Source organism: Brevundimonas albigilva (assembly GCF_023573565.1).
GTDB classification, from domain to species: domain Bacteria; phylum Pseudomonadota; class Alphaproteobacteria; order Caulobacterales; family Caulobacteraceae; genus Brevundimonas; species Brevundimonas albigilva.
In genome coordinates this window covers 1456558-1482879 of the sequence record NZ_CP097649.1, presented here as the reverse complement: position 1 = coordinate 1482879, position 26322 = coordinate 1456558, and the positions used below count along the sequence as shown (strand labels likewise).

27 protein-coding genes and 3 tRNA genes are annotated in these 26322 nt (G+C 69.4%); 9 read left to right on the top strand and 21 right to left on the bottom strand.

All coding sequences use genetic code 11. The features are described from left to right. The first annotated feature begins 4 nt into the window (after window positions 1-4). Both argC and msrB read left to right on the top strand, forming a co-directional pair. Window positions 5-940, top strand: a complete 936-nt coding sequence (gene argC / locus M8231_RS07340) for an N-acetyl-gamma-glutamyl-phosphate reductase (protein ID WP_249750565.1) — start codon at window positions 5-7, stop codon at window positions 938-940. Between the two features lie 43 nt (window positions 941-983). Then, window positions 984-1487 (top strand): peptide-methionine (R)-S-oxide reductase MsrB, encoded by a 504-nt coding sequence (gene msrB / locus M8231_RS07335; protein ID WP_250202523.1) that lies wholly within the window; start codon window positions 984-986, stop codon window positions 1485-1487. Between the two features lie 88 nt (window positions 1488-1575). Here the strand turns inward: msrB and M8231_RS07330 are convergent, their stop codons facing one another. Further along, the gene (locus tag M8231_RS07330; RefSeq protein ID WP_250202522.1) at window positions 1576-2400 is read right to left on the bottom strand and encodes an NAD(P)H-hydrate dehydratase; all 825 of its coding nucleotides are present in this window, start codon (window positions 2398-2400) and stop codon (window positions 1576-1578) included. A 117-nt stretch (window positions 2401-2517) separates the two neighbouring features. Here M8231_RS07330 and M8231_RS07325 point away from each other — a divergent pair, with 117 nt between their 5' ends. Both M8231_RS07325 and glnA read left to right on the top strand, forming a co-directional pair. Then, on the top strand, window positions 2518-2856 hold the full coding sequence (locus M8231_RS07325; protein ID WP_054765773.1) for a P-II family nitrogen regulator: 339 nt from the start codon (window positions 2518-2520) through the stop codon (window positions 2854-2856). A gap of 82 nt (window positions 2857-2938) precedes the next feature. Beyond that, window positions 2939-4345: a type I glutamate--ammonia ligase gene (gene glnA, locus M8231_RS07320; protein WP_249750567.1), complete on the top strand. Its 1407-nt coding sequence runs from the start codon at window positions 2939-2941 to the stop codon at window positions 4343-4345. A gap of 57 nt (window positions 4346-4402) precedes the next feature. Here the strand turns inward: glnA and M8231_RS07315 are convergent, their stop codons facing one another. From M8231_RS07315 to M8231_RS07300, 4 genes are all read right to left on the bottom strand, one after another. Then, the gene (locus M8231_RS07315) at window positions 4403-5455 is read right to left on the bottom strand and encodes a serine hydrolase domain-containing protein (RefSeq protein ID WP_249750568.1); all 1053 of its coding nucleotides are present in this window, start codon (window positions 5453-5455) and stop codon (window positions 4403-4405) included. A 53-nt stretch (window positions 5456-5508) separates the two neighbouring features. Next, a complete protein-coding gene (gene tatC, locus M8231_RS07310) occupies window positions 5509-6342 on the bottom strand; it encodes a twin-arginine translocase subunit TatC (RefSeq protein WP_249751992.1) in 834 nt (277 codons plus the stop codon). 44 nt (window positions 6343-6386) lie between these two features. Further along, window positions 6387-6920 carry a Sec-independent protein translocase protein TatB gene (gene tatB / locus M8231_RS07305; protein WP_348521890.1) on the bottom strand — a complete coding sequence of 178 codons (534 nt, stop codon included), beginning with the start codon at window positions 6918-6920 and terminating at the stop codon, window positions 6387-6389. Window positions 6921-6985: 65 nt separating this feature from the next. Then, on the bottom strand, window positions 6986-7204 hold the full coding sequence (locus M8231_RS07300; RefSeq protein ID WP_249750570.1) for a twin-arginine translocase TatA/TatE family subunit: 219 nt from the start codon (window positions 7202-7204) through the stop codon (window positions 6986-6988). Window positions 7205-7314: 110 nt separating this feature from the next. On the opposite strand from M8231_RS07300, the gene rnhA reads away from it, so the two are divergent. Continuing rightward, window positions 7315-7767, top strand: coding sequence for a ribonuclease HI (gene rnhA, locus M8231_RS07295; protein ID WP_249750571.1), 453 nt, complete (start codon window positions 7315-7317; stop codon window positions 7765-7767). Here the strand turns inward: rnhA and M8231_RS07290 are convergent. From M8231_RS07290 to kdsA, 7 genes are all read right to left on the bottom strand, one after another. Continuing rightward, window positions 7764-9173, bottom strand: a complete 1410-nt coding sequence (locus M8231_RS07290; protein ID WP_249750572.1) for an MFS transporter — start codon at window positions 9171-9173, stop codon at window positions 7764-7766. The two genes, rnhA and M8231_RS07290, sit on opposite strands and share 4 nt — an antisense overlap. 94 nt (window positions 9174-9267) lie before the next feature. Then, window positions 9268-9726, bottom strand: a complete 459-nt coding sequence (locus tag M8231_RS07285; RefSeq protein WP_249750573.1) for an NfeD family protein — start codon at window positions 9724-9726, stop codon at window positions 9268-9270. Between the two features lie 12 nt (window positions 9727-9738). Further along, window positions 9739-10740 (bottom strand): SPFH domain-containing protein, encoded by a 1002-nt coding sequence (locus tag M8231_RS07280; protein ID WP_249750574.1) that lies wholly within the window; start codon window positions 10738-10740, stop codon window positions 9739-9741. A gap of 75 nt (window positions 10741-10815) precedes the next feature. Beyond that, window positions 10816-11922, bottom strand: a complete 1107-nt coding sequence (locus M8231_RS07275) for a DUF3089 domain-containing protein (RefSeq protein ID WP_250202521.1) — start codon at window positions 11920-11922, stop codon at window positions 10816-10818. Continuing rightward, window positions 11922-12923, bottom strand: coding sequence for an ADP-glyceromanno-heptose 6-epimerase (gene rfaD / locus M8231_RS07270; protein WP_250202520.1), 1002 nt, complete (start codon window positions 12921-12923; stop codon window positions 11922-11924). Before rfaD ends, M8231_RS07275 begins: the two co-directional genes overlap by 1 nt. After that, window positions 12920-14374 (bottom strand): D-glycero-beta-D-manno-heptose 1-phosphate adenylyltransferase, encoded by a 1455-nt coding sequence (rfaE2, locus tag M8231_RS07265; RefSeq protein WP_250202519.1) that lies wholly within the window; start codon window positions 14372-14374, stop codon window positions 12920-12922. The genes rfaD and rfaE2 overlap by 4 nt, the downstream gene beginning before the upstream one ends. Window positions 14375-14393: 19 nt before the next feature. Further along, window positions 14394-15320 carry a 3-deoxy-8-phosphooctulonate synthase gene (gene kdsA / locus M8231_RS07260; RefSeq protein WP_430641169.1) on the bottom strand — a complete coding sequence of 309 codons (927 nt, stop codon included), beginning with the start codon at window positions 15318-15320 and terminating at the stop codon, window positions 14394-14396. 58 nt (window positions 15321-15378) lie between these two features. Between kdsA and M8231_RS07255 the strand changes: the two genes are divergently transcribed. From M8231_RS07255 to sseA, 3 genes are read left to right on the top strand one after another with little or no spacing between them, the layout of a single operon-like run. After that, window positions 15379-16830 (top strand): cryptochrome/photolyase family protein, encoded by a 1452-nt coding sequence (locus M8231_RS07255; RefSeq protein ID WP_249750576.1) that lies wholly within the window; start codon window positions 15379-15381, stop codon window positions 16828-16830. A 33-nt stretch (window positions 16831-16863) separates the two neighbouring features. After that, complete coding sequence (locus M8231_RS07250) at window positions 16864-18084, top strand: SAM-dependent methyltransferase (protein WP_249750577.1); 1221 nt, start codon at window positions 16864-16866, stop codon at window positions 18082-18084. A gap of 7 nt (window positions 18085-18091) precedes the next feature. After that, window positions 18092-18916, top strand: a complete 825-nt coding sequence (sseA, locus tag M8231_RS07245) for a 3-mercaptopyruvate sulfurtransferase (protein WP_250202518.1) — start codon at window positions 18092-18094, stop codon at window positions 18914-18916. A gap of 7 nt (window positions 18917-18923) precedes the next feature. Here sseA and M8231_RS07240 read toward each other — a convergent pair whose 3' ends face one another. Both M8231_RS07240 and M8231_RS07235 read right to left on the bottom strand, forming a co-directional pair. Next, window positions 18924-20255 carry a dicarboxylate/amino acid:cation symporter gene (locus M8231_RS07240; protein ID WP_250202517.1) on the bottom strand — a complete coding sequence of 444 codons (1332 nt, stop codon included), beginning with the start codon at window positions 20253-20255 and terminating at the stop codon, window positions 18924-18926. Between the two features lie 34 nt (window positions 20256-20289). Further along, on the bottom strand, window positions 20290-21381 hold the full coding sequence (locus M8231_RS07235) for an amino acid ABC transporter substrate-binding protein (protein WP_249750578.1): 1092 nt from the start codon (window positions 21379-21381) through the stop codon (window positions 20290-20292). Between the two features lie 79 nt (window positions 21382-21460). Here M8231_RS07235 and metC point away from each other — a divergent pair, with 79 nt between their 5' ends. After that, on the top strand, window positions 21461-22624 hold the full coding sequence (gene metC / locus M8231_RS07230) for a cystathionine beta-lyase (RefSeq protein ID WP_249750579.1): 1164 nt from the start codon (window positions 21461-21463) through the stop codon (window positions 22622-22624). On the opposite strand, the gene M8231_RS07225 is transcribed toward metC, so the two are convergent. From M8231_RS07225 to M8231_RS07195, 7 genes are all read right to left on the bottom strand, one after another. Next, window positions 22625-24244 carry an acyl-CoA dehydrogenase family protein gene (locus M8231_RS07225; protein ID WP_250202516.1) on the bottom strand — a complete coding sequence of 540 codons (1620 nt, stop codon included), beginning with the start codon at window positions 24242-24244 and terminating at the stop codon, window positions 22625-22627. 87 nt (window positions 24245-24331) lie between these two features. After that, window positions 24332-24408 (bottom strand) — tRNA-Arg (locus M8231_RS07220). Window positions 24409-24424: 16 nt separating this feature from the next. Next, complete coding sequence (locus tag M8231_RS07215; protein WP_249750581.1) at window positions 24425-24730, bottom strand: ETC complex I subunit; 306 nt, start codon at window positions 24728-24730, stop codon at window positions 24425-24427. A gap of 79 nt (window positions 24731-24809) precedes the next feature. After that, window positions 24810-24886: transfer RNA gene (locus M8231_RS07210), tRNA-Pro, on the bottom strand. 45 nt (window positions 24887-24931) lie between these two features. After that, window positions 24932-25429, bottom strand: coding sequence for a DUF192 domain-containing protein (locus tag M8231_RS07205; protein ID WP_249750582.1), 498 nt, complete (start codon window positions 25427-25429; stop codon window positions 24932-24934). Between the two features lie 23 nt (window positions 25430-25452). Beyond that, window positions 25453-25992 (bottom strand): cold-shock protein, encoded by a 540-nt coding sequence (locus tag M8231_RS07200; protein ID WP_249750583.1) that lies wholly within the window; start codon window positions 25990-25992, stop codon window positions 25453-25455. Between the two features lie 242 nt (window positions 25993-26234). Then, a tRNA-Glu gene (locus tag M8231_RS07195) sits at window positions 26235-26309 on the bottom strand. Between the last annotated feature and the right edge of the window lie 13 nt (window positions 26310-26322).

The following is a 26322-nucleotide window of genomic DNA, read 5'->3' as shown; positions in this document are numbered from 1 at the left end:
TCACATGACTCACACCCTCTTCATCGACGGCGAGGCCGGCACCACGGGGCTGGAGATCCGCGAGCGGCTGGAGGCGCGCCCGGACCTAGAGCTGATCCTGCTGGGCGACCGGCGGCGCGATCCCGCAGCGCGGCGCGAGGCCCTGAACGGCGCCGACGCCGTGATCCTGTGCCTGCCCGACGACGCGGCGCGCGAGGCCGTGGCCATGATCGAGAACCCCGCGGTCAAGGTGATCGACGCCTCGACCGCCTATCGGGTGGCGCCCGGCTGGGCCTACGGTTTCCCCGAGATGGACCCCGGCCAGCGCGAGATGATCGCCGACGCGCGTTTCGTCTCCAATCCCGGCTGCTATCCGACCGGCTTCATCGGCCTGGTTCGCCCTCTGGTCAGGGCCGGCCTGGTCCCCGCCGACTGGCCCGTCAGCGTCAACGCCGTCAGCGGCTATTCCGGCGGCGGCAAGGCCATGATCGCCGAGTTCGAAGGGGAGGGCGCATTGACCGCCTACCGCGCCTACGGCCTGTCGCTGAAGCACAAGCACGTGCCGGAAATGACCCGGCACGCCGGCCTGTCTCGCCCGGTCCTGTTCACGCCCGCCGTCGGGAACTATCGCCAGGGGATGCTGGTCGAGGTTCCGCTGCACCTCGGCGCCTTGCCGGAGACGCCCTCCATCGAGCGGCTGCACGGCGCCCTGGTCGAGGCCTACGACGGCCAGCGGTTCGTCGAGGTCGCGGACCTGGAGGACACCGAGGCCATGACCGGCCTGGAGCCCGAAGGGCTGAACGGCACCAACCGCCTGCGCCTGCACGTGTTCGGCGACCGGGCAGGCGAGCAGGCGCGCCTGGTCGCCCTGCTGGACAATCTGGGCAAGGGCGCCTCGGGCGCGGCGGTCCAGAACCTCAACATCATGCTGGGGCTGGACGAGGGGCAGGGGCTGATCTGATCGCCGCCTGAAACCGATCGGGCGTCGCCGTCGTAAGGAGGGCATGGAACCGATCGCCCCCCTTCATCGCCGCGGCCTGCTGACCGGCGCCGCGGCGCTCGCCCTTTCGGCCTGTTCGCCCCAGGCGGCCGACGCGGGCGAGGCCCAGTACGCCAACTCGCCGTACCGCCGCGTCACCGACGCCGACTGGCGCCGCCGGCTGGGCGACGACGCCTGGCGCGTGCTGCGCCACGAGGCGACCGAGCGGCCCTACAGCAGCCCGCTCAATGACGAGCACCGTCGCGGGACCTTCGTCTGCAAGGGCTGCGACCTGCCGCTGTTCCGCTCGGGCTGGAAGTTCGACTCTCGCACCGGCTGGCCCAGCTTCTATACGGTCATCGCCGCCAACATCGGCCGCAAGCGCGACCTGGCCATCGGCGTTCCGCGCACCGAATACCACTGCGCCCGCTGCCTGGGGCACCAGGGCCACGTCTTCAACGACGGCCCGCGACCGACGGGGCTGCGCTACTGCAACAACGGCGCGGCGCTGAAGTTTGTAGCGGCCTAGAATGGCCCAAGCAACTATCGCCTAAGATATATTATGCGAAATAAAATCACGAGGATCGGGGCGGCGACGTCAGCGCGAAGGCCCGCCGTCAATCGGGTTTCCACAACGACATCAGAACCCTAGGAAGCATTTCTGGGAGGTCTTCGGAGATCATGCCGGGCCCGAACGCGCTGGCGGCCTGGGCGTGGATCCAGGTGGCGGCGCAGGCTGCGTCGAAGCTGTCCATGCGCTGGGCCAGCAGGCCGCCGATCATGCCGGACAGCACGTCGCCGGAGCCGGCGGTCGCCAGCCACGGCGACCCGTTCGGATTGACGGCGCAGCGGCCGTCGGGCGCGGCGATGACGGTTTCAAATCCCTTGAGCACGACCACCGCCTGGGCGCGCCGCGACGCTTCCAGCGCGGCCTTTTCCCGACCCTGGTCCATGAGGCCCGGAAACAGGCGTTCGAACTCGCCCTCGTGCGGCGTCAGGACGTCGTCCCGGTCCAGCACGGCGAACAAATCGCCGCTGCGGCCCTTGAACACGCTGAGGCCGTCGGCGTCGATCACCAGCGCCGCGCCGCCCTGGGACACCGCGCTGATGTTGGCGACCGTCATCTCGTCCAGGCCGGCCGCCGGACCGATCACCAGGGCGTCCATCGCCTCGGTCTCGCGCGCCAGGGCGTCGGCGTTGGAGAACGGCGTCAGCATGATCGCCTCGACCGCCGGGGCGATGACCGAGGCGGCCTCGGGCGGACAGAAGAGGCGCACCAGGCCCGCCCCCATCCGCAGGCCCGCGCGCGCCGCCAGCCGCGCCGCGCCCGTCTGGTGGGCGCGCCCCGACACCACGCCCAGCCGCCCGCGCGTATGCTTGTGCGTGTTCCTGTCCGGCCAGGGAAGATTTTTGCGCCAGATCGCGGGGTCGTTGGTTTGCATCTTCGCCTGCCGATTATACGTGAAATTTCCGAGAAAAAGCGCTTGCGTTCGCCCGCCTTGCCGTGTCCCATTCCCGCCCGAGCGGGGTCGCATTTCGCGCGCCGCTCAGGGGTCGCCATGAAGAAGATCGAAGCCATCATCAAGCCCTTCAAGCTGGATGACGTCAAAGAGGCGCTCCAGGACGTGGGCGTTCAAGGCATGACGGTGCTGGAGGCCAAGGGATATGGCCGCCAGAAGGGTCACTCCGAGCTTTATCGCGGCGCCGAATACGTCATCGACTTCCTGCCCAAGATCAAGATCGAGGTGGTTGTCGCCGACGACCTGGCGCCCGCCGTGGTCGAAGCCATTCAGACCTCGGCCCGCACGGGCAAGATCGGCGACGGCAAGATCTTCGTCTCCGACGTGGCCGACGTGATCCGCATTCGCACCGGCGAAACCGGCGCCCAGGCGGTCTGAGTTCGCGTACCCCTCCCCGGCTCCGGCCCGTCGGGTCGCGATCCGGTCCTCCCCAACGACCAGAAGAACAGGACTTCCGAGAATGAGCGCCAGCAAGATCCTCAAGGAGATCAAGGAAAAGGACGTCCAGTATGTCGACGTCCGCTTCACCGATACGCGCGGCAAGCTGCAGCACGTCACCTTCGACGTCGACCTGGTCGACGAAGAGTTCCTGAACGAAGGCACCATGTTCGACGGGTCGTCGATCGCCGGCTGGAAGGCCATCAACGAGTCCGACATGCTGCTGAAGCCGGACCTGACGACCGCCTACATCGACCCGTTCTACCAGCAGACGACGATGTTCCTGTTCTGCGACGTGCTGAACCCGGACACGGGCGAGCCCTATAACCGCGACAGCCGCTCGATGGCGAAGAAGGCCCTGGCCTATGTCCAGTCCTCGGGCGTGGGCGACGCGGTCTATTTCGGCCCGGAAGCCGAGTTCTTCATCTTCGACGACGTGCGCTGGTCGACCCAGCCGCACGACACCGGCTACGCCTACGATTCGACGGAGCTGCCGGCCAACACCGGCGCCGAATACACCGAGGGCAACATGGGTCACCGCCCGGGGCCCAAGGGCGGTTACTTCCCCGTCAATCCGGTCGACAGCGGCCAGGACCTGCGTGGCGAGATGCTGGGCGTGATGCGCGACCTGGGCCTGCAGCCCGAGAAGCACCACCACGAGGTCGCCCCGGCGCAGCACGAACTGGGCCTGAAGTTCTCGGACCTGCTGACGATGGCCGACCGCCTGCAGCTCTACAAGTACGTGATCCACAACGTCGCCGCCGCCTACGGCAAGTCGGCGACCTTCATGGCCAAGCCGATGTTCGCCGACAACGGCTCGGGCATGCACGTGCACCAGTCGATCTGGAAGGACGGCAAGCCCATGTTCGCCGGCGACAAGTACGCCGGCCTGTCGCAGGAATGCCTGTGGTACATCGGCGGCATCATCAAGCACGCCAAGGCCATCAACGCCTTCTCCAACTCGACGACCAACAGCTACAAGCGCCTGGTGCCGGGATATGAGGCGCCGGTGAAGTTGGCCTATTCGGCCCGCAACCGTTCGGCCTCGATCCGCATCCCGCACGTCTCGTCGCCTAAGGCCAAGCGTCTGGAAGCCCGCTTCCCCGATCCGATGGGCAACCCCTACCTGACCTTCGTGGCGCTGCTGATGGCGGGCCTGGACGGCATCGAGAACCGCATCGATCCGGGCGCACCGGCCGACAAGAACCTGTACGACCTGCCGCCGGAAGAGCGCGGCTCCATCCCCGAGGTCTGCGGCTCGCTGCGCGAGGCGCTGGAGAACCTCGACAAGGACCGCGCCTTCCTCAAGAAGGGCGGCGTGATGGATGACGACTTCATCGACGCCTACATCGAGCTGAAGATGGAGGAGGTGATGCGCCTGCAGCTGCATCCCCACCCCGTCGAGTTCGACATGTACTACAGCTGCTGATCGACAGCGGGCTGAACGCGAAGGCGCCGGGCGGGACCGTCCGGCGCCTTTGTCGTGTCAGGCGACGGCGGCGCCCTGCTCCGCCGCGGGGATGACGCCCTGGTCCAGCAGGGCGTGCAGGGCGTCGACGTGGCCGTCGCGGCTCTGGACCGGCGCGGGATCGGACGTCATCACGACCGTCAGCCGCAGGTCCGGCACGACGAAGACCATCTGTCCGCCATAGCCCCAGGCGAAGAAGACCTCGTGGCGACCGGACCGGCGAATCCACCAGCCATAGCCATAGGGATCGCCGCTCCAGCGCGACGTCCCCCTGCCCCGCCACGACGCCTCGACCCAGCCCTCCGGCAGGATGCGGCGGCCCTGATGCAGTCCGTCGTTGCGGTACAGTTCGCCGAAGGTCAGCAGCGCCATCGGCGACAGGCGCATGTCGTTGCCGCCGAAATAGATCCCCTGCGGGTCCGTCGGCCAGGACGGTATGTCGACGCCCAAGGGCTCGCCCAGCCAGTCGCGCGCCAACGCCAGCGTCGAGCGGCCCGAGGCGCGCGTCAGGCAGGCCGAGGTCAGGTGGGACGTGCCGGTGGAATAGACCATGCGCCCGCCCGGCTCCGCCTCGAACGGCTGCGCCAGGGCGTATCGGACCCAGTCGCGGCTGGAGACCCAGGCGCCGTAGTCGGCCCCGGAGGTGGAGCCCAGGCCCGCCTGCATCGACAGCAGGTCGCCTATGGTGACCTCCGCCAGGCGCGGGTCCGGCGTGGCGGGAAAGCGGTCGGCCAGGAAGGCGGAGATCGGCTGCTCGACGCCTTGGAACACGCCCTGGCCGATCGCGACGCCCCCCAGGGCGGCGATCACCGACTTGGAGGCGGACTTGACGTTGACCGGGGTCTCCAGCGACGGGCCGCGCCAGACCCGTTCGAACAGCCGTTGGCCGTCGCGGGCGACGATCATCGCGTGCAGCCTGGGCAGCGCCTCCGCACGGACGGCGACGCGGTCCATCAGGGCGGCGTTCAGGCCCTGTGTGGGCGCGGGCGACGGCAAGACGTCGGCCGCCTGGCTGCAGCCGTGCATGAAGGGAAGGGTCAGGCCGGCGGCGAGAAGCGTACGTCGATGCATCGGCGGTTCAACGGGCGCCGCGCCCGGTTCGTTGCCGCCTGCGACGAAGCGCGTCAGGCCGCCTCGGCCTCCAGCGCGTCGGCCTTGTCGCGGCGCATCTCGATGATGCGCACGCACCAGATCGAGATTTCGTAGAGGATGACCAGGGGCACCGCCAGCATCAGCTGGCTGATCGGATCGGGCGGCGTGACCACTGCAGCCACGACCACCACGGCGACAATGGCGTAACGCCGGCCGGCCGACATCAGCTTGGAGTTGATCAGCCCCGCCAGGCCCAGCAGTGTCATCACGACCGGCAGCTGGAAGCACAGGCCGAACGCCAGCAGCAGCGCCGTGACCAGGCTGAGATAATCCGACACCTTGGGCAGCAGATTGGCCTGGATGCCGTCGCCGACGATCTGCTGGCTCAGCGAGAACCACATCACGAACGGCAGCATGACGAAATAGACCAGCGCCGCCCCCAGCAGGAACAGCAGCGGCGCGGCGATCAGAAACGGGGCGAAGGCGCCGCGTTCGTTGCGATACAGACCCGGCGCGACGAATCGATACAGCTGCCAGGCCAGGATCGGGAACGCCACGAAGACCGCGCCGAACCCGGCCAGCTTCATCTTGGTGAACAGGATTTCCAGCGGCGCCGTGTAGATCAGGTTCACCGTCTGGCCGTCGACGTGGGGCAGCGCCTTCAGCCCCGCCGTGCCCAGGATCAGATCGACGGGCGACACATGGCCGTGCGGCCCGACCGAGGCGTAGAAGGCCTGGGCCGCCGCGAACGGCTTGACCAGGAACAGATAGATCGGTTCCGAAAAGGCGAAACACAGGATGAAGCCGGCGGCGAAGGCGATCACGCACACCAGCAGCCGGTTCCTGAGCTCGATCAGGTGGTCCATCAGCGGCGCGCGCGACGCTTCGATCTCGGCCTCGTCGCGGTCGGTCACAGCTCGGCGGCCTTCTTGCGCGGGGTCTTCCTGGCGGGAGCGGCCTTGGCCGCAGCCGAAGGGACCTTCGCCGATTTCGGCGCCGCCTTGGGCTTGGCGGCGGGCGTCTTCGCGGCGGCCGGCTTGGCCGCGGCGCGTCTGGGCTTCGGCTTGACGACGGCCGGGGGCGCCGGTTCAGCCTGCTCGGCTGCGGGGTCGGGCGCCGTCGCATCCGGCCATTCATCGGCGGCCGGCGTCATCTCCGGGACGCTGGACGTCGGCGGCGCCTCCAGCGGCTTGGTCAGTTCACTGTTGATGTCCTTGAAGGCGTTCTGCGCCTCCGGGCCCAGCGGATACATCCCCTGCCCCGTCCGCAGCGCCTCGACCTCCTTGCGCAGGTCGTCCAGTTCGGACTGGCGCGCCATCTCGTCGAAGCTGGAGCGGAACTCGTTGGCCATGGCGCGCGCCTTGGCGACCATCTGGCCGACGCGACGCATCAGCACAGGCAGGTCCTTTGGCCCCACGACAAGCAGGGCCACCAGACCGATCACGACAATTTCGAATCCCCCGATACCGGGGCCAAGCCCGCCCATGCGTCAGCCCTTGCAGACGACGATCAGCGCTTGATCTCTTCCTTTTCGGCGTCGGTGCGCGGCAGCGAGCTGACGCCGTCGTGCGGGCCGTCCTTCTTGCCGTCGTCCGACAGGCCGTCCTTGAAGGCGCGGATGCCCTTGGCGGCGTCGCCCATGATGCTGGACAGCTTGCCGCGGCCGCCGAACAGCAGGGCGATGACGACGATGACGATGGCCCAGTGCCAGATGCTCATGGAGCCCATGGCGTATTCTCCTCGCGGGGACCGATCATCGGTCCCGTCCACTATTCTTCGACCTGCATATAGGCCCAGTGATGGCCCCGCGCCAAGGGACGCTGTAGGTCTGCGCGACCATGAGTCCCTCCGATCACGTCATCATCCACACCGACGGCGCCTGCAAGGGCAATCCCGGCCCTGGGGGCTGGGGCGCGGTCCTTCAAGCCGGCGGGGGCCACGAGAAGGAGTTGTGGGGCGGCGAGGCGAACACCACCAACAACCGCATGGAGTTGATGGCCGCCATCATGGCGCTGGAAGCGCTGAAGCGGCCCTGCAAGGTCGAACTGCACACCGACAGCAAATACGTCATGCAGGGCATCACCGAATGGATGCGCGGCTGGAAGGCGCGCGGCTGGATCACCGCCGACAAGAAGCCGGTCAAGAACGCCGACCTGTGGCAGCGGCTGGACGCCGCCCGGGCGCGCCACGACGTCAAGTGGCGGTGGGTCAAGGGCCACGCCGGCCATGAACTGAACGAGCGGGCGGACCAGCTGGCGAATCGCGGCGTTGCGGAGCTGAGGGGCCGCTAGACCGCCTCCACCTCCTTGTCCGGCTCGGCGGCTTGGCGGCGGATGCGCGATCCGCTCATGACCGCGCCGAACAGGGCCGCGACGGCGGCGATCTGGAAGCCGTGGCGCACGCCCGTCTGCGGCGCCGCCGCCAGCAGGAAGGCCACCACGACCGCGCCCATCGACTGGCCCAGCACCCGGGCCGTGCCCAGGCTGCCGCCGGCGGCCCCGGCCCGCTCGCGCGGCGCCTCGGACAGCATGGCGCGGTTGTTCGGCGACTGGAAGAAGCCGAAGCCGGCCCCGCACACCGCCATGCGCCAGATCACGTCGAAGCTGGAAGAATCGGCCTCAAGGAAGCTCAGCGCCATCAGGCCGCAGGCGAACAGGCTCAGGCCGATCGCGCCCAGCACGCCGGCCGAATAGCGATCCGACAACCAGCCGGCCAGCGGCGCCGCGACCATGGTGGCCAGCGGCCAGGGCGTCATCAGCAGGCCGGTCTCGACCGCGCTGAGGCCCAGCGATCCCTGGAGGAAGAACGGCAGGGCGACGAAGGCCATCATCTGGGCGGTGAAGGAGATGACCGAGGTCGCCACCGACAGGGCGAACATCGGCCGGGCCAAGAGGTCCAGCGGGATCAGAGGCGCAGCCCGGGTCCGCTCGCGCCGGACCAGAAGGACGCCCGCGGCCAGGCCCGCGCCCACCAGACCGAACCCCAGCGCCGACGCCTCTCCGTGCGCCAGGGCCTGCATGCCGGTGATGACCAGACCGAAGGCCGCCGCGTTCAGCGCCGCGCCGGTCCAGTTCAGTCGCCGCTTCTGCAGCGGATTGTGCGGCAGGGTGAACCCCGCCATCGATACCGCCAGCAGGCCGATCGGAATGTTCAAGGCGAACAGCCAGCGCCAGTGTCCCACCGACAGGATGGCCCCGGCGATGGTCGGGCCGGCCGCCGCCGCCAGCGACACGATCACCGCGTTGATCCCCACCGCCCGGCCCAGCATCCGCTGCGGATAGGTGAAGCGCACCAGGGCGCCGTTCACGCTCATGATGCCGGCCGCGCCGAAGCCCTGGATCACCCGCGCCAGGCTCAGGCTGGCGATGGAATCGGCCATGACGCAGCCGATGGACGCCACGGTGAAGACCGCCAGTCCCGCCTGCGAAACCCGGCGATAGCCGACGATCTCGCCCAGCGAAGCCAGCGGCAGAAGAGAGACCACGATGGCGATCTGATAGGCGTTGACCACCCAGATCGACGCCGCCTCCGACGCTTGCAGGTCGTGGGCGATGGATGGCAGGGCCACATTGGCGATGGCGCCGTCCAGCACCGCCAGGGTGATGCCCAGGCCGATGGACACGATGGCCCAATACCGGCGCGGGACCGGCAGGCCGTCCTGGGCGGGCGAACGGGCGGCGGGCGGCGGGGCGGTCATGTCCGCCCAACGCGGCCGAACGGCGCCGGTTGCGTCCGGCTCGCGCGCGTCAGGACGGCGCGGGCCAGGACGGATGGCGACAGGCCGCCTCGAGTCAGGTTTGGGCCCTGACCTTCAGCAGCGAGCCGCTGACCTGGTCGACGACCACGTCCTGGCCGGCGGGCGGCGCCTCGCCCTCGATCTCGGCGGACCATTCGGCGCCCGAGACGAAGACCCGGCCGCGGCCGCCGACGAAGGCTTCCACCACCCGCGCGCGCTGGCCGACCAGGCGGCTGTCGCGGTCGTTGACGTCGGGCCCGGCGGGATTGGCCTTGCTGACCAGGCGTCGAGACAGCACGGTGGCGATCACCGTCAGCAGGGCGAAGATCGCTACCTCGGCCGCCAGGCCGGGTCGGAAGCCGACGGCGGTCAGCACCGCCACGATTCCCGCCGAGACGGCCGGCCACAGCAGCCATTCGGTCGACAGCATGGCCTCGACGGCCAGCAGCAGCACCCCTATGGCCAGCCAGATCCAGAACGGCTGGGCGACATAGAGATCGACGAGCGCATCCATCGGTCAGCCCCCTCAGGCGGTCGGCGGCACGGCGCCGCCGGCGGGACGGCGCGGCGGGCGCGGCGCGCCGGACGGCGAAAGCGCGCGGGCCGGTTCGCGCTGCTGATCCTTGGCCAGACCCACCATCTCGCCCAGGCCGGCGATGGTGCCGACCAGGGCGCCCATCTCGGCCGGCACGATGACGGTGCGCTGCTGCGGACTGCGGGCCAATTCGGCGAAGGCCTCGACGTACTTCTGCGCCACGAAATAGTTGATGGCGTTGACGTCGCCGCGGGCGATGGCCTCGGACACCATGGCGGTGGCGCGCGCCTCGGCCTCGGCCTCGCGCTCGCGGGCCTCGGCGTCGCGGAAGGCGGCTTCCTTGCGGCCCTCGGCCTCCAGAATGGCCGACTGCTTGGCGCCCTCGGCGCGGGCGATGGCGGCCTGCTTCTCGCCGTCGGCCTCGGTGATCACCGCGCGCCGCTCGCGCTCGGCCTTCATCTGGCGGGCCATGGCGTTGGTGATGTCGGTCGGCGGCGTCAGGTCCTTGATCTCGATGCGGTTGACCTTGACGCCCCACGGCTCGGTCGCGGCGTCGATGACGTGCAGCAGACGCGTGTTGATGCTGTCGCGCTGGCTCAGCACCTCATCCAGCTCCATGGAGCCGACCACGGTGCGCAGGTTGGTCATGCACAGCTGCGCGATGGCGTAGGGCAGATCGTCGACGCGATAGGCCGCCTTGGCGGCGTCCATCACCTGGATGAAGACGATGCCGTCGACCTTCACCATGGCGTTGTCCTTGGTGATGACCTCCTGGGTCGGCACGTCCAGCACCTGCTCCATCATGTTCATGCGCCGGCCGACGCGCTCGATGAAGGGCGTCAGGAAGCCGATGCCCGGCGTCAGGGTCTTGGTGTATTTGCCGAAGCGCTCGATCGTGAACTCGCGGCCCTGGGGCACGATCTTGATCACGCTGAACAGAAGGGCGATCGCCAGCAGCAGCACGACGCCGGCGAAGATTGTGGTCACGTCCATCCGATCCTCCTCATGGAGGTCGAATCTACCCGCTGCACGCGAGCGGCGCCATAGAAACCGGACGCCGTTCGCCGATTATGCGCCGCCCCGATGTTGGGCGTAGGCGTCGAGACGCGCCGCGACGTCGGCCTCGAGATCGCCGTAGAACAGATTGTAGGGGCGCGCCTTCCTGCGGTCGGCCCAACTGCCCTGCTCGCGGAAGGATTCCAGGTCCGGGCGGCTGTGACGCAGCAGGCCTTCGCGGCATTGGGCCGAGACCTCGCGGGCGATCAGCGCCGGGCGCGCGCCCCATTCCAGGCCTGTGGCGTTGGTTGCGCCGCGATGCATCCGGGCGGGCGCCGGCTCCTGGCCCGTCGAGCCGGTGATCGGGTTCACGCAAAGCGCGGCGCGGCCGTTCAACTCGACCAGACGCCCCCTCTCGTCCCAGACCAGCGCGCGGCGAAGGCGCCGATGCGCGGCGCCGTCGTCGTTCTCGCCGACTTCGGACCAGGCGACCACGCAACGGGTCTGGCGCCGTGTGGCGCAGGCCGGCGTGGAGGGGGACAGGCCGTCGGCGGCCACGATGGCGTCCATCAGATAGGCCGCGACAAGCCGCGCGCGAAGCGCGGGATCCGGCGCGACCTTCTCGCGCACCAGCCGGTCCAGAAGGTCCGCGCCCTGCTCCACCCCGGCCAGGACGATGGGGCCCTCGGGATGGCGTTTCAGCCAGGCGTCGAAGGCCGCCGCCACGTCGGCGTAGGCGAAGGCGCGGGCCTCGCGCGCGTCGTCGCGCAGGGTCAGGCGGGTGTAGAGGCTGGCCTGGCGATAGCGCGGCGCGCTGACCGATCCGGCGCGAGCGAATGGCGCGGCGTAGTTGGGCAGGACCACCCGCCGCAAATAGGCGTCGGCCCCGCGGTCGCCGATTGGCGCGTTCCAGTCGCGGCCGCCGTCGAAGGTGGTGGAATGGACGAAGAAGACCGCCGCCGGTCCGGCGCCCTCGGCCCGCGCATCCAGCAGGGCCCAGGCGGACGGCTGGGAATAGTCCGGCGCGGGCGGCGGCTCATAGGTCTGGAACGGCACCTGCGGGTCCAGTCCGGCCCTCAATATGTCGCCGCGCCACACCGCCACGGCCGCCGTCAGGGTCAGGATGATCGCGACGCCCGCCAGGCCGATCCATTGCCGAAACGTCAGCCGCGCCTTCATCAGCGATAAGGGTCCGGCTTGGACAGGAAGTCCTGGACATAGCGCCGGACCCCCTCTTCCAGGGGCGTCGACTGACCGCCGAAGCCCGCCGCGCGCACCCGGTCCATGCGGGCCTGGGTGAAATACTGGTACCGGTCGCGAATGACCTCGGGCATGTCGACGTAGTCGATGGCCGGTTCCCTGCCCGCCGCCGCGAAGGTCGCCCGCGCCAGGTCGGCGAACGATCGCGCCTGGCCCGAGCCGGCGTTGAACACGCCCGACACCTCTGGCGATCGCAGCAGCCAGTCCACGATGTCGACCACGTCGTCGACATAGACGAAATCCCGCAACTGGCCGCCGTCCGGATAGGCTGGATTGTGAGACCGGAACAGGCTGACGGTCTCGCCCGCCGCCACCTTGGGCCAGATCTGCGCCACTACCGACTTCATCCCGCCCTTGTGGCCTTCGTTGGGGCCATAGACGTTGAAGAACTTCAGCCCCGCCCACTGCGGCGGCGCCCGGTCCCGGTCCGCCTGGCGGACGGCGTATTGGTCGAACAAAAGTTTCGAATAACCATAGGCGTTTAACGGGCGAAGTTGAGACAGGGACTCCGCATCGTCATCGTCGTTGAAGCCCGCTTCGCCGTCGCCGTAGGTCGCCGCCGAGGAGGCGTAGATCATCCGCACGCCCCGCATTGCGCACCAGTCCCACAGGTCGCGCGACAGGGTGAAGTTGGTCTTCAGGATCAGGTCTGCGTCCGGCTCGGTGGTGGACGATATGGCGCCCATGTGCACCACGGCCTCGACGCGCGCGGCGTGCCGTTCCAGCTGTTCGAACAGCGCTTCCGGCGCCCACAGGTCGGCCACGGCGTGCTTGGCCAGATTGCGCCATTTGGCCAGATCGGCGGTCTCCAGCCGGTCGCACACGACCACGTCATAGGCGGTCTCGGCCGTCAGCCGCGCCACGATGTTGGAGCCGATGAAGCCGGCGCCGCCCGTCACCACGATCATTCTTGGCGTCATTGGGCGCTCCCGGTCATCTTCTCGATGGTGCGGGTGGTGGAAAACCCGTCCTTGAAATCCGCCAGGCGGACCACGCCGCCCCAGCTTTCGACCAGGTCGCCGCCCACCACCCCCTCGCGGGTGTAGTCCGAGCCCTTGATCAGCACGTCGGGCCGCAGCCGTTCGATCAGGGCGATGGGGGTCGGATCGTCGAAGCTGGTGACGCGGTCGACGCTGGCCAGGCCGCCGATGACGACGGCGCGGCTGTCCAGGTCGTTGACGGGGCGCCCCTCGCCCTTCAGCCGCCTGACCGAGGCGTCGGTGTTCAGCGCCACGACCAGCCGGTCGCACCATCCGCGCGCCTGGGCCAGATAGGCGACGTGGCCCCGGTGCAGGATGTCGAAACAGCCGTTGGTGAAGCCGACCTTCAGCCCCTGCCGGCGCCAGGCCTCGACCTCGGCGGCCAGTTCGTCCAGCGGCGTGACCTTGGCCTGGGCCGCGACGGCGTGCTGGCTCAGTTCCGCCTCGATCAATTCCGCCGGGGTGACCACGGCGGTGCCGGCCTTTCCGACCACCACGCCAGAGGCCAGGATCGCGAACTGAACCGCCGTTTCCAGCGCCGCGCCCGCGCCCAGCGCCAGACCCAGCGAGGCCAGGACGGTGTCGCCCGCGCCGGACACGTCGAACACCTCCCGCGCGCGGCCCGGGAAATGCCGCACGGGTCCGCCCCGCCGCATCAGGCTCATGCCCTTGGCCGCGCGCGTCACGACCACGGCCTTGGCGGTCGTCTGGTCCAACAGGGCCGCCAGCGCCGCCTCGACCTCGGCGTCGGTCTCGACCGGCAGGCCGGTGGCGCCTGTCAGTTCCGAGGCGTTGGGCTTGATGACGTCCACGCCGCCATAGCGGGCGAAGTCGCGGCCCTTGGGGTCCACGATCACCGGCGCGCCCGTCTGGCGCGCGGTCTTCAGGGCGGCGGCGATCAGGCCGTCGCTGACCACGCCCTTGGCGTAATCCGACAGAAGAATGACCGAAGCCTCTGCAAAGGCGTCGGAATCCTCGATTTCGACGCCTGCTTCCTCTTCGTCCAGCCTCAACAGCTGCTGGCCGGCGGCGATGAAACGGGTCTTGACGATGGTGCTCGCGCCCGCCGGGCGCGCCACGAAGTCGGCCACGCGATCCTCGGCCGCGATGAGGTCGCGCAACTCCTGTCCGGCCGCATCGTCGCCGGCGACCGCGCCCAGGCGCGCCAGGCCGCCCAGGGCAGCCACGTTGCGCGCCACATTGCCGACCCCGCCGGGCATGGCCGTGGTGCGACGGGTCCGCAGCACCGGGATGGGCGCCTCGGGCGAGATGCGGCTGACCTCGCCATAGACGTAGCGGTCCAGCATCAGGTCGCCGACGCAGGCCGCCTTCAGGTCGCGCACGCGCTCCAGCAGCGTCTGCAGGGCGCCCAGATCAAGCGTATCGGACATGCCGCCCGGCCTAGAGGATTCAGGCCGCCAGCGCCACCGGCCCCTTGGCGCCGGTCTTGATGGCCAGGTCGTCGAAGGCGATCAACTGGGCCGCCAGCGCCTCGAACTGGTCCAGCGGCACCATGTTGGGGCCGTCCGACGGGGCGTGGTCCGGGTCGGGGTGGGTTTCCATGAACACCGCGTCGACGCCGACCGAGACGGCGGCGCGCGCGAGCACCGGCACGAACTCGCGCTGGCCGCCCGAGGACGTGCCCTGCCCGCCTGGCTGCTGGACGCTGTGGGTGGCGTCGAACACGACCGGGCAGCCGATCTCGCGCAGCACCGGCAGGGCGCGCATGTCGCTGACCAGGGTGTTGTAGCCGAAGCTGGCGCCCCGTTCGCAGGCCATCACGTTCGGATTGCCCGCGCCGACCACCTTGGCGATGACGTTCTTCATGTCCCAGGGCGCTAAGAACTGGCCCTTCTTGATGTTGATGGCCTTGCCGGTCGCGGCGGCGGCCAGCAGCAGGTCGGTCTGGCGGCTGAGGAAGGCGGGGATCTGCAGCACGTCGACCACTTCTCCGACCGGCCCGCACTGGGCCTCGGAATGGACGTCGGTCAGGGTCGGCAGGCCGACGGTCTCGCGGATTTCGGCGAAGATCGGCATGGCGTCCTTCAGGCCGATGCCGCGCGCGGCGCTGGCGCTGGTCCGGTTCGCCTTGTCGAAGCTGGTCTTGTAGATGATCCCGACGTTCAGCCGCGCGCCGATCTCCTTCAGCGCATGGGCCGTCTCCAGCGCGTGCTGGCGGCTTTCCATCTGGCAGGGACCGGCGATGAAGGCGATCCGGGCGCCGCCGCCGATGACGACAGGCGTCCGAAGACCTTCGGACAACGTAATGACGGCGTTGGGTCGGCTCACGGCGGTTCTCTTGCGTTGTGTTCGGGGCGCGGTTCCTGCCGCGTCCATGAGGCCAACAGGTGGCGCTCATTCAGGTTGAACGCAAGTTATCACGGAGTTCGCCCGCGTGGCCACAAAGCCCGTCATCCTCTGGTTCCGCCGCGACCTTCGGCTGCAGGACAATCCCGCGCTGAACCATGCGGCCGAGACGGGCCGGCCGATCCTGCCGGTGTTCATTCTGGACGAGGGCCACGGACGGCCGACCGGCGCGGCCTCGCGCTGGTGGCTGGACAAGTCGCTGCGCGCGCTGGACGGCGCCCTGCGCGACCGGGGCGGCCATCTGGTGTTCCGTCGCGGCGATTCGCTGGGCGAACTGCAGCAGCTGATCCGCGAGACCGGCGCCGACGCCGTGTTCATGAACCGGCTGTTCGAGCCCGACGCCTTCGACAAGGACGCCGACATCGCCCATGCGCTGAAGGCGGACGGCGTGGACTGTCACGGCTTCAACGGCGCCTTGCTTTGCCGTCCCGGCGGGGTGCTGAACGGCGCAGGCCAGCCCTACAAGGTGTTCACGCCGTTCCTGAAGGCGCTGCTGGCCCAGGCCGAGCCGCCGGGCCACATCCTGGGGCCGCGCCGCATCGAAACGCCGAAGGCGGCCAGCGAAGCCCTGGACGACTGGGGACTGCATCCGACGAAGCCGGACTGGTCCGAAGGCTTCGACTGGTCGCCCGGCGAGGCCGGCGCCTTAGACATGTTGACGGATTTCCTGTCCAAGGGACTGAAATCATACGCCGAAGGTCGCGATCATCCCGACCGGCCGGGGACCAGTCGCCTCTCTCCCCATCTGCACTGGGGGGAAATCAGCCCCTGGCGGGCCGTGACCCAGGCGAGGGACGCCGCCCTCGACGGCCACGTTCCCGCGGCCGAGGCCGAAAAGTTCATCGCCGAGCTGGGCTGGCGCGAATTCTCGGCCCACCTGCTGCGCCACTTCCCCTACATGACCGAGCGCGCCTTTCGGCCCGAGTACGACGCCATGCCCTGGCGTCACGCGCCGGCCGCGCTCGAGGCGTGGAAACGCGGCCGAACCGGCTATCCGCTGGTGGATGCGGGCATGCGCCAGCTCTGGACGACCGGATGGATGCACAATCGGGTGCGGATGGTGGTCGCCTCCTTTCTGGTCAAGCATCTGCTGATCGACTGGCGCGAGGGCGAGGCCTGGTTCTGGGACACGCTGGTCGACGCCGACCTGGGCAACAACGTCCAGAATTGGCAGTGGATCGCGGGGTCGGGCGCCGACGCCTCGCCCTGGTTCCGCATCTTCAATCCGGTCGCCCAGAGCCAGAAGTTCGACGCCCGCGGCGGCTATGTGCGCCGCTGGGTCCCGGAGCTGGCGCGCCTGCCCGACAAATGGCTGCGCGCGCCCTGGACCGCGCCGCAGGACATCCTGCGCGACGCCGGCGTGCGCCTGGGCCACGACTATCCCCGCCCGATCGTCGACCATGACGAAGCCCGCGCCCGCGCCCTGGGCGCGCTGAAGGCCGTCAGCGGTCGCGGCGACGACGCCAGCGACCGCGATTGACCCCCGCCCCCGCCCGATGAAAGATATCCGCCGATGAGCGTCGCCACCGCAGAGATCGAAGCCGTCGCCCGCCGAACGCCGCGCGTGTTCGCCATGCTGCTTCGCCTGCTCGCCGCCAACTGGACCGTGGGCCGCCTGACGGTGCGGCTGCCCAATGGGGAAGTCCAAGTGCTGCAGGGCGACAAGCCCGGCCCGCAGGGCGTGCTGGAGGTGAAGGACTACGCCTTCGCGCGGCGGGTGCTGGCCGCCGGCGACATCGGCTTTGCGGAAGGCTACATGGCCGGCGAGTGGGACACGCCTCAGCTGGCGGCCCTGCTGGAAACCCTGGTCGACAACTATGACCACATCCGCCGCCTGTTCGACGGCAACTGGCTGATGAACGCGATGAACTGGCTGGCGCATCGCCGCAATCGCAACAGCCGGGCGGGCTCAAGGAAGAACATCCACGCCCATTACGACCTGGGCAACGCCTTCTATGCGGCCTGGCTGGACGGATCGATGACCTATTCGTCGGCCCGGTTCACGCGCGACGGCGAGACGCTGGAGGCCGCCCAGCGCCAAAAATACGCGTCCCTGGCGCGGTTGATGGATCTGCGGCCCGGCATGTCGGTGCTGGAGATCGGCTGCGGCTGGGGCGGCTTCGCCGAGTTCGCGGCGCGCGAGGTCGGGGCCGTCGTGACGGGGGTGACCATATCGCGCGAGCAGCACGACTTCGCCCGCCAGCGCCTGTTCAACGCCGGCCTTTCGGACAAGGCGACGATCGAACTGATCGACTATCGCGACGTGCAGGGTCGCTTCGACCGCGTCGCCTCCATCGAGATGTTCGAGGCGGTGGGCAAGGAGTACTGGCCCGCCTACTTCGGGAAGATCCATGAGGTGCTGAGCCCGGGCGGTCGCGCCGGCCTGCAGATCATCACCATCCAGGACGCCCTGTTCGACGAGTACAACGCGCGCACCGACTTCATCCAGAAATACGTCTTTCCGGGCGGCATGCTGCCGTCGGAAGAGCGCCTGCGTCCCGTCGTGGCGGCGGCGGGACTGGCCTGGGAGGCCGTCGAACGGTTCGGCCTGGACTACGCCGAGACCCTGAAGCGCTGGGACGAGCGGTTCCAGGGGGCCTGGGCCGAGATCCGTCGCCTGGACCGTTTCGACGAGCGGTTCCGGCGGCTGTGGCGCTTCTACCTGGCCTATTGCGAGGCGGGGTTCCGTTCGCAACGGACGGACGTCGTGCAACTGGCGCTGAGCCGGGCGTGAGGCGCGCATGAGCCCCCTGATCTCCGTCGACGACCTAGTCGCGCAGCTGGGTCGACCCGACCTGCGAATCCTGGACGCCAGCTGGCATCTGGACGGGCGCGACGCCCGCGCCGACTTCGAGCGGGCGCACCTGCCGGGCGCGGTCTTCTTCGATCTGGAGGCGGCGTCGGAGCCATCCAGCCCCCTGCCCCATATGCTGCCGACGCCGGATGACTTCGCCCGCAGCGTCGGCGCCCTGGGCGTGGCCGAGACGGACGCCGTCGTCGTCTATGACACCGCCGGTCTGTTTTCGGCCGCCCGCGTCTGGTGGATGTTGCGGGTCATGGGCGCCGTGTCCGTGCGGGTGTTGGACGGCGGCCTGCCCGCCTGGCGCCGTCGGGGACTTCCGGTCGAAAGCGGTCCGGTCGCGCCGACGCCGGCCCGCTTCCGGTCCGTGGCGACGCCGGCCGGCGTTGCGGACCTGGAGACGGTGCGAGACCGGCTGGCCCAAGGGGAACAGGTGGTCGACGCCCGGGGCGCGCCGCGCTTTCGCGGCGAAGCGGCCGAGCCGCGCCCGGGCGTCCGGCCCGGCCATATGCCCGGCGCGATCAACCTGCCCTACAATCGCCTGCTGAAGGACGACGGCGCGATGAGGCGCGGAGCCGACCTGGCCCGGGCCTTCGCCGACGCGGGCGTGGACGTCGATCGGCCAGTCACGACGACTTGCGGGTCAGGCGTCACCGCCGCCGTGCTGAACCTGGGCCTGGCCGAACTGGGGCGCGAGGCGGACCTCTACGACGGCTCCTGGGCGGAATGGGGCGGGCGCGCGGACACGCCCGTCCAGACCGGCTGAAGGCCCGTCAAGCCGACTTGGCCGGCGCGAGCGGCGCCGGGTCGGGCCCGTCCTGCAGGGAATCGTCGCTTTCCCCGCGAGAGACGATGGTGGCCAGCGCCAGGTCGCCGGTGACGTTCAGCGTCGTGCGGCACATGTCCAGGAAGCGGTCGACGCCCAGGATCAGGCCGATGCCCTCGGCCGGCACGCCGACCATCACCAGGATCATGGCCACGACGGGCAAAGAGCCGGCCGGAACGCCCGCCGTGCCGACGCCGCCCAGGATGCACACCAGCATCACCACCACCTGCTGCGTCAGCGTCAGGTCGATGCCGAAGAACTGCGCCAGGAACAGCACCGTCACCCCCTCGAACAGAGCCGTGCCGTTCTGGTTGGCCGTCGCCCCCACCGTCAGGACGAAGCGGGCGATCTTACGCGGCAGGTGAAGCTGCTCCTCGGCCGCGCGCAGCGAGAAGGTCAGCGAGGCGTTCGACGACGCGGTCGAGAAGGCCACGATCATCGGCTCGCGCACGCCGCGGAAGAAGGCCACCGGCGACATTCCGCCCAGCAGCCACACGACCAGCGGATAGACCACGAACATGTGGATCGCCATGGCGCCGACGGCGACGCCGACATAGGCCGCCAGCCGGATCAGCAGTTCGACCCCGAACAGGGCCGCCAGGTTGAACATCAGGCAGGCGATGGCCAGGGGCGCCAGCTTGATGAACAGGTTGATCAGCTTCATCGTGACTTCGAACAGCCCCTGGATCACCTCCTGCAGGCGGTCCGTCGCCGGGCTCTTGGCCATGACCAGGCCGATGCCGAAGAATAGGGCGAACACCATCACCGGCAGGATCGCGTTCTCGGCCGCCGCGGTGAAGACGTTGGACGGCACCAGATCCAGGAAGAAGTCGCCCAGCGAAATGCTGGTGGGGGCGTTCTCGACGATATTGGCGGCGCCCGCGCGCCCCTGCTCCAGCAGCGACTGCGCCAGGGCGGGATCGACCCCGCGCCCGGGCTGCAGCAGATTGACCATGCCCAGGCCGATCACCACGGCGATGCCCGAGATCAGTATGGTCAGCAGCAGGGTCTTCAGACCCGCGCGGCCCAGCGACGCCAGGTCGCCCATCTCCGCCACCCCGATCACCAGCGCCGAGAACAGCAGCGGGATCACCATCATGAACAGCAGGCGAAGGAAGATCTGACCGATGGGGCCGGTGACGTTGGCCGTCAGCCATTCGACCCAGGCCACGTCGCTTCCCAGCGTCAGGTTCACGAACAGACCCGCGCCCAGGCCCACGACAAAGCCGATCAGCATCAGCCAGTGAAGCGGAAGCCCGCCGCGTTTCGTCTGCGTCATCTGTCCCCCGGGACCGTGTTCGAAGAGGCGGGCCTTATCGGATCGGCAGGCCGTAGATCAACCCGTTGGGCCGCGCGTTCCATTGTGCGTTCAATCCGCGCGCCAGGTCGAGGGGCGATTGCGACCCCAGGTTCCGGTCGAAGATCTCGCCATAGTTTCCGGTGGCCTGGATGGCGTCCAGGGCCCAGGTCCTGGACAGGCCCATCATCGCGCCGTAGTCGCCCTCGGCGCCCAGCAGGCGACGCACGCGCGGATCGCGGGCGTCCTTGGCCAAAGTCTCGGCGTTCTCGCGCGTTACGCCCAGTTCTTCAGCCAGGATGACGGCGTTCAGCGTCCATCGCACCACGGCGGCCCAGCGGTCGTCGCCGGGTTTGACCGCGGGACCCAGCGGCTCCTTGGACACGACGTCGGACAGGATCACGTGCTCCTGCGGATTGGACAGCACCGTCCGCGCCGCCGCCAGGGCCGAGATGTCGGCGCTGAAGGCGTCGCAGTCCTCGCGGCCGTAGACGTCGCGCGCCGCCTCCTCGGTGTCCAGCACGACCGGACGATACGCCACCCCGCGCGATCGGAAGAAGTCGTCGGCGTTGGCCTGGGCGTTCGATCCCTTCTGAACGCACACCCGCGCCCCGTTCAGTTCGGTCGCGCTGGCCAGGTTCAGCGAGCGCCGCACCAGGAATCCCTGGCCGTCGTAATAGTTGATCCCGGCGAAGACGAAGCCCTCGCCCGCGTCGCGGCTCATGGTCCAAGACGAGTTGCGCCACAGAACGTCGATCCGTCCTTCGGACAAGGCCGCGAATCGCTCGTTCGCCGTCAGCGGGACGAAGCGCACGGCGTCGGCGTCGCCGAAGATCGCCGCCGCCATGGCCCGGCAGAAGTCCACGTCGAATCCGCGCCACTGGCCGCGATTGTCGGTGTAGGCGAAGCCCACCAGCCCCTGGTGCACGCCGCAGTTCAGCCGCCCGCGACGCTTCACGGCCGCCAGGGTCGGGCTGTCCGGCAGGTCGGAGGTCGATGCGGCGGCGGGCGCGGGCGCGGGGGTTTCGGCTGGGGTTTCGGCCGGCTTTCGGTCGCAGCCGGCCAGGGCCGTCAGCAGCGCCATCGCTCCGATCGCCCAGACCCTCATCGCGTCCTGTCCTCCGCCGCTTGCGCCCGCTCCTGTTTAGAGGCCTTTAGGGCGTGATCCGCAACCCGTTGGAGGGACCATGTCGTCGCCGTCGGACCGCACGCGCCTGATCGCTTCCGCCACCCGACGGGGATTTGGCCGCCGCCCGGTCAACCCGCCGCTGGAGCGCGCCTCGACCATGCTCAGCGACCGCGCCGAGGCCATGCGCGACGACGCCGACGGGCCGGTCTATGGGTTGGACGGCATGACGGCCGCCCGCGAGTTGCGCGCCGCCCTGGCGGGGCTGGAGGGCGCCGAAGGGGCCTTCATCGTGCCCTCGGGGCTGGCCGCCGTGACCGTTCCCGTGCTGGCCCTGACCCGTCCGGGCGACGAGGTGGTGACCACCGACGCCGTCTATGGTCCCAGCCGTCGTTTTCTCAGCCGCTATCAGGCGGCGCGCGGGGTCACGACCCGGTTCCTGCCCGCGGACGCGGACGCCGAGACGATCCTGGCCGCCGCGGGCGATCGCACCCGGCTGGTTCTTCTGGAATCGCCCGCCTCTCTGACCTTCCAAATGGTCGACGTGGCCGCGGTGGCCGCCGGTTGCCGGGCGCGCGGCGTGATGACGGTGCTGGACAACACCTGGGCGGCGGGTTTGGCGTTCAAGCCCCTGGCGCACGGCGTGGACGTCAGCGTCCAGGCCCTGACCAAATACGTTGGAGGCCATTCGGACCTGCTGATGGGCGGGATCGCGGCCAACGACCCGCGCTGTCTGTCCGCCATCGCCAATGCGATCGAGGACATGGGCTGGCACGTTTCGCCCGACGACGCCTGGCTGGCGCTGCGCGGCCTTCGCACCCTGCCGCTCCGTTACGCCGAACAGGGGCGTTCGGGCCTGAAGATCGCCCGGTGGCTCCAGGCGCGGCCGGAGGTATCGCGCGTCCTCTATCCGCCCCTTCCCGGCTCGGTCGGCCACGACCTGTGGGCGCGCGACTTCGCCGGCGCCGCCTCGCTGATGGGCGTGGTGATGAAGGGCGGGAACGAAGCGGCGGGACGGCGGATGCTGGACGCCCTGACCCTGTTCGGCCTGGGCTACTCCTGGGGCGGATTCGAGAGCCTGGCCACGCACGAGACGCATCAGATGGCCTATCGCGACCATCCCCCCGCGCTGGAGGGCGAACTGATCCGGCTGCACGTCGGGCTGGAAGACCCGGACGACCTGATCGCCGACCTTGAGCGGGGCCTGGCCGCCTTCGCCGGCTGATCAGGCCGGCATGGCCCGGTCCAGGATCGCGGCGGCGTCCACCCGCGCGTCGAACGCGCCGTACGCCGCTCCGCGCGGCCGCAGCCTGAGGCGGCAGAAGGCCTCCGCCACCGGACTGTCCCAGTCCAGCAGCACCGCCGCCTGGCTGGCCAGGGCCAGCCGTTCGACCACCCACCGCGCCTCGGCCTCGTGCGTCGCCTGGAAGGTCAGCCCGTCCAGCCAGGCGTCGTAATCGGCGTCGCGGCCACGCCGGCCCTCCAGGAACCCCCGCAGGGCCTCGACCGCCTCGGGCTCGCGTCCCATCGCCCGCAGCACGTCCAAGGCGATGACGTTGCCGGACCCTTCCCATATGGCGTTCAGCGGCGATTGCCGGAACAGGCGCGGCATCGGCCCGGTCTCGACATAGCCGGCGCCGCCCAGGCTCTCCATCGCCTCATAGACCAAGCCCGGCGCCCGCTTGCAGACCCAGTATTTGGCGATGGGCGTCAGCAGCCGCGCCAGGGGGTCGTCCTGGTCGAAGGCCTGGGCCAGGCGCAGGCCCAGCGCCGTCGCCGCCTCGCTCTCCACCGCCAGGTCGGCCAGGACAGCGGCCATCATCGGCTGGTCGATCAGCCGCTTCTGGAAGGCCGATCGGTGCGCCGCATGCCACACGCCCTGCGCCAGCGCCCCGCGCATCTGCTGGGCCGAGCCCAGCACGCAGTCCAGCCGCGTGTGCTGGACCATGCGGATGATGGTGGCGACGCCGCGCCCTTCCGGCCCCAGCCGTTGCGCCAGGGCGCCGTGGTATTCCACCTCCGACGACGCATTGGACCGATCGCCCATCTTGTCCTTCAGCCGCATGACGCGAAAGCCCGCGTTGCGCCGCCCGTCCGGCGTCCAGCGCGGCAGCAGGAAACAGGTCAATCCGCCGGGCGCATAGGCCAGGGTCAGGAAGGCGTCGCACATCGGGGCCGAACAGAACCACTTGTGCCCCGTCAGGCTGTACCAGCCCGCCTCGCCCGTCGGCTCGGCGCGCGTGCTGTTGGCGCGCACGTCCGATCCGCCCTGTTTTTCGGTCATCGCCATGCCGATGGTGACCCCGGCCTTGTCCGCCGCCGGCCGCGTCGCCGGGTCATAGCGCCCCGCCAGGATGCGCGGCGTCCATTCGGCCGCGACATCGGGCTCCGCCTGCAGAGCCGGCGCCGCCGCATAGGTCATGGTCATCGGACAGGTCGTGCCCGAATCGGCCTGGGCCGTCAGGAAAAGGGTCGCCGCGTGCGCCACGTGGCCCGCAGGCGTTCCGTTCCACGCGACCGAGGCGAAACCGCTCTCCAGTCCCAGGGCCATCAACTGATGATAGGCTGGGTGGAAGCGCACCTCGTCGATCCGCTGGCCATAACGGTCGAACGTGTCCAGCATGGGCGCCTGTCGGTTCGCCTCCACGCCCCAGCCGATCACCTCGGCCGACCCGCATCGCGCGCCCAGCGCCGTCAGCCGATCCCGATGCATCCCGCCGCCCGCCTTGTCGACGGCTTCGGTCAGCGCCCGGTCGCCGATGAACAGGTTCACGTCCTCCAGCGGCGGCGGCTGGTTGGTGACGTCGTGCGTATCCAGATGCGCGATCGGGCGGAAGGCGGACATGGCGGCTCCACGAAAGGGGTCGCCAGACTAGGCGCAAACCCGCGCGCGACAAACCATGCCGGCCGATCCGCGCGACGCCCGGCGGACTGGCGCGCCCTGCAGGACTCGAACCTGCAACCGTCCGCTTAGAAGGCGGATGCTCTATCCGGTTGAGCTAAGGGCGCTGGTCGCCGCCCGCCGTCAGTGCGTCCAGGGCTGCTTGCGGCTGGTGGCGAAGTTGTCGGCGTAGGCCTTGATGATGACCGGCGGATCCTGCGGCTCGTGCAGTCGGAAGGGAATGCCATGCCGCTCGGCGTAGGCCACGGCCTCCTCCTGCGTGTCGAAGGTCAGGCGGACCTGGCCGTTCATGTCGGTCGAACTGGTCCAGCCCATCAGGGGGTCGAGGGTTCGCGCCGAGGCGGGCTCGAACTCCAGGCGCCAGTCGCGGCTCTTGGCCTTGCCGGACTGCATGGCGGTCTTGGCGGGGCGATAGATGCGGGCGAGCATGGCGGTGTCCTCGTGGTCGATGCGACGGCCTGAGCCGCCGCCATACCGCGCGCCAGACGGGGAATCCAGCGGCGTCCATTGGTCGGGGCGAGAGGATTCGAACCTCCGACCCTCTGGTCCCAAACCAGATGCGCTACCAGGCTGCGCTACACCCCGGACCGAATGGAGCGCCGTCTTGCCACTTCGCGCGCCGGTTCGCAATCAGGGTTTGAAGTAGGGATGGCGCACCTGGTCGCCCGGCTTGGCGCCGATCTCGTCCGCGCGTCCCGCGCGAAGTTCCAGCACCCCGTTCGCAACGCCGTTGGAGGGGATGGGCGCCTCGGACTCGGGCGTCGTATGCGGTGCGATCGACACGATCCGGCCAGAGGGGTCGATATACAGGATGTCCAGCGAACTCGGGGTGTTGCGCATCCAGAAGCTTTGTTCGCGCGCCGCCTCGCCGGGCCAGGTGAACAGCATTCCCCGATCGGGCTCCAGCGGCGGTCGGAACATCAGGCCTCGCTGGCGCTCCGGCTCCTCGTCGGCGATCTCGACCCAGAAGTCATGTTCGCCGGTGGCGGTGACGATGCTGAGCCGCTGCATCGGCTCGCCGTTCGGTCCCTGCGGCGCCGCCGAACCCGCGCAGGCCGTCAGGCCCGACATCCCCAGGGTCAGCGCCAGCAACCCCGCCGTCGTCACGCGTCGTGTCCAGCCCGGCATTCGCCCTCCTTCGGGAGAGCGGATCACTCTCCCGGTCTGATTTCCGCCACCACCAGGCCCTTGGGCCCGCTGGCGAACCGCACATGAACCGGCGAACCGGGAATCAAGTCGTCGAACCCGCACCGCCGCAGGGTCTCGATATGGACGAAGATGTCGGCCGTGTCGCCCTCGCGCACCACGAAGCCATAGCCCTTGGTGCGGTTGAACCACTTGACGATCGCGGGCTCCATGTCTTCGGCGTCGCCGTCGAAGACGGGCGCAGGCGCGGCGGTGGCGGGTTTGCGAGGCGACGCGACGGCGACGCCGCGCCCCAGGTCATGGATCTCGACGGCCTGCCAGCCCTTGGCCCGCTTGACGCAGTCGCAGGTGATGGGGGCGCCTTCCTCGGCCATGTCCCGGCCGCTGTCGCGCAGGCTGCTGACGTGCAGCAGGACGTCGCGCAGTTCGGTCAGCGCCGGGTCGTCCGGCACGATGAAGCCATAGCCCTTGGTCGGATCAAACCACTTCACGCGCCCCACGATCCGAACGGTCTGCGCCGCTTCCGTGGCATCGAAATCAGACAACTTCCCTACCCCCGTTCGCGCATCCCTCAATGCGAACAGGTTAAGCTTAACACCGTTCCATGAACGCCGGGGAGCGCAAATTCAGGTGAATCGTGCGGAAGGCTCAATCTTGGGGCGAATTTCGCCGCCCTGTCGCCGCCAAGCAACCATTGACGCGGTCGTCTTCGCCCGCGCGGTCGGAATTCTGACAGGTTCGGAACAGTTTCGGCGGCTGTGGAGCCCGGCCGAGGCGTCATCCCGCGTGGCAGTCCCTAGGGGAATCGAACCCCTCTTTTCAGGTTGAAAACCTGACGTCCTAACCGATAGACGAAGGGACCGCTGCGCGGGAGA

What these genes read in the sequence shown, in the direction of transcription:
- M8231_RS07280 (WP_249750574.1), bottom strand. Translation starts at nt 10,740, where the DNA reads ATGGACGTGACCACAATCTTCGCCGGCGTCGTGCTGCTGCTGGCGATC.
- M8231_RS07290 (WP_249750572.1), bottom strand. Translation starts at nt 9,173, where the DNA reads ATGACCGCCCCGCCGCCCGCCGCCCGTTCGCCCGCCCAGGACGGCCTG.
- M8231_RS07285 (WP_249750573.1), bottom strand. Translation starts at nt 9,726, where the DNA reads ATGGATGCGCTCGTCGATCTCTATGTCGCCCAGCCGTTCTGGATCTGG.
- M8231_RS07325 (WP_054765773.1), top strand. Translation starts at nt 2,518, where the DNA reads ATGAAGAAGATCGAAGCCATCATCAAGCCCTTCAAGCTGGATGACGTC.
- rfaE2 (WP_250202519.1), bottom strand. Translation starts at nt 14,374, where the DNA reads ATGTCCGATACGCTTGATCTGGGCGCCCTGCAGACGCTGCTGGAGCGC.
- M8231_RS07330 (WP_250202522.1), bottom strand. Translation starts at nt 2,400, where the DNA reads ATGCAAACCAACGACCCCGCGATCTGGCGCAAAAATCTTCCCTGGCCG.
- M8231_RS07235 (WP_249750578.1), bottom strand. Translation starts at nt 21,381, where the DNA reads ATGAGGGTCTGGGCGATCGGAGCGATGGCGCTGCTGACGGCCCTGGCC.
- M8231_RS07225 (WP_250202516.1), bottom strand. Translation starts at nt 24,244, where the DNA reads ATGTCCGCCTTCCGCCCGATCGCGCATCTGGATACGCACGACGTCACC.
- M8231_RS07205 (WP_249750582.1), bottom strand. Translation starts at nt 25,429, where the DNA reads ATGCCGGGCTGGACACGACGCGTGACGACGGCGGGGTTGCTGGCGCTG.
- M8231_RS07315 (WP_249750568.1), bottom strand. Translation starts at nt 5,455, where the DNA reads ATGCATCGACGTACGCTTCTCGCCGCCGGCCTGACCCTTCCCTTCATG.
- tatC (WP_249751992.1), bottom strand. Translation starts at nt 6,342, where the DNA reads ATGGACCACCTGATCGAGCTCAGGAACCGGCTGCTGGTGTGCGTGATC.
- rnhA (WP_249750571.1), top strand. Translation starts at nt 7,315, where the DNA reads ATGAGTCCCTCCGATCACGTCATCATCCACACCGACGGCGCCTGCAAG.
- kdsA (WP_430641169.1), bottom strand. Translation starts at nt 15,320, where the DNA reads ATGGACGCGGCAGGAACCGCGCCCCGAACACAACGCAAGAGAACCGCC.
- sseA (WP_250202518.1), top strand. Translation starts at nt 18,092, where the DNA reads ATGAGCCCCCTGATCTCCGTCGACGACCTAGTCGCGCAGCTGGGTCGA.
- M8231_RS07250 (WP_249750577.1), top strand. Translation starts at nt 16,864, where the DNA reads ATGAGCGTCGCCACCGCAGAGATCGAAGCCGTCGCCCGCCGAACGCCG.
- M8231_RS07300 (WP_249750570.1), bottom strand. Translation starts at nt 7,204, where the DNA reads ATGGGCTCCATGAGCATCTGGCACTGGGCCATCGTCATCGTCGTCATC.
- M8231_RS07275 (WP_250202521.1), bottom strand. Translation starts at nt 11,922, where the DNA reads ATGAAGGCGCGGCTGACGTTTCGGCAATGGATCGGCCTGGCGGGCGTC.
- argC (WP_249750565.1), top strand. Translation starts at nt 5, where the DNA reads ATGACTCACACCCTCTTCATCGACGGCGAGGCCGGCACCACGGGGCTG.
- metC (WP_249750579.1), top strand. Translation starts at nt 21,461, where the DNA reads ATGTCGTCGCCGTCGGACCGCACGCGCCTGATCGCTTCCGCCACCCGA.
- msrB (WP_250202523.1), top strand. Translation starts at nt 984, where the DNA reads ATGGAACCGATCGCCCCCCTTCATCGCCGCGGCCTGCTGACCGGCGCC.
- M8231_RS07240 (WP_250202517.1), bottom strand. Translation starts at nt 20,255, where the DNA reads ATGACGCAGACGAAACGCGGCGGGCTTCCGCTTCACTGGCTGATGCTG.
- rfaD (WP_250202520.1), bottom strand. Translation starts at nt 12,923, where the DNA reads ATGACGCCAAGAATGATCGTGGTGACGGGCGGCGCCGGCTTCATCGGC.
- M8231_RS07215 (WP_249750581.1), bottom strand. Translation starts at nt 24,730, where the DNA reads ATGCTCGCCCGCATCTATCGCCCCGCCAAGACCGCCATGCAGTCCGGC.
- glnA (WP_249750567.1), top strand. Translation starts at nt 2,939, where the DNA reads ATGAGCGCCAGCAAGATCCTCAAGGAGATCAAGGAAAAGGACGTCCAG.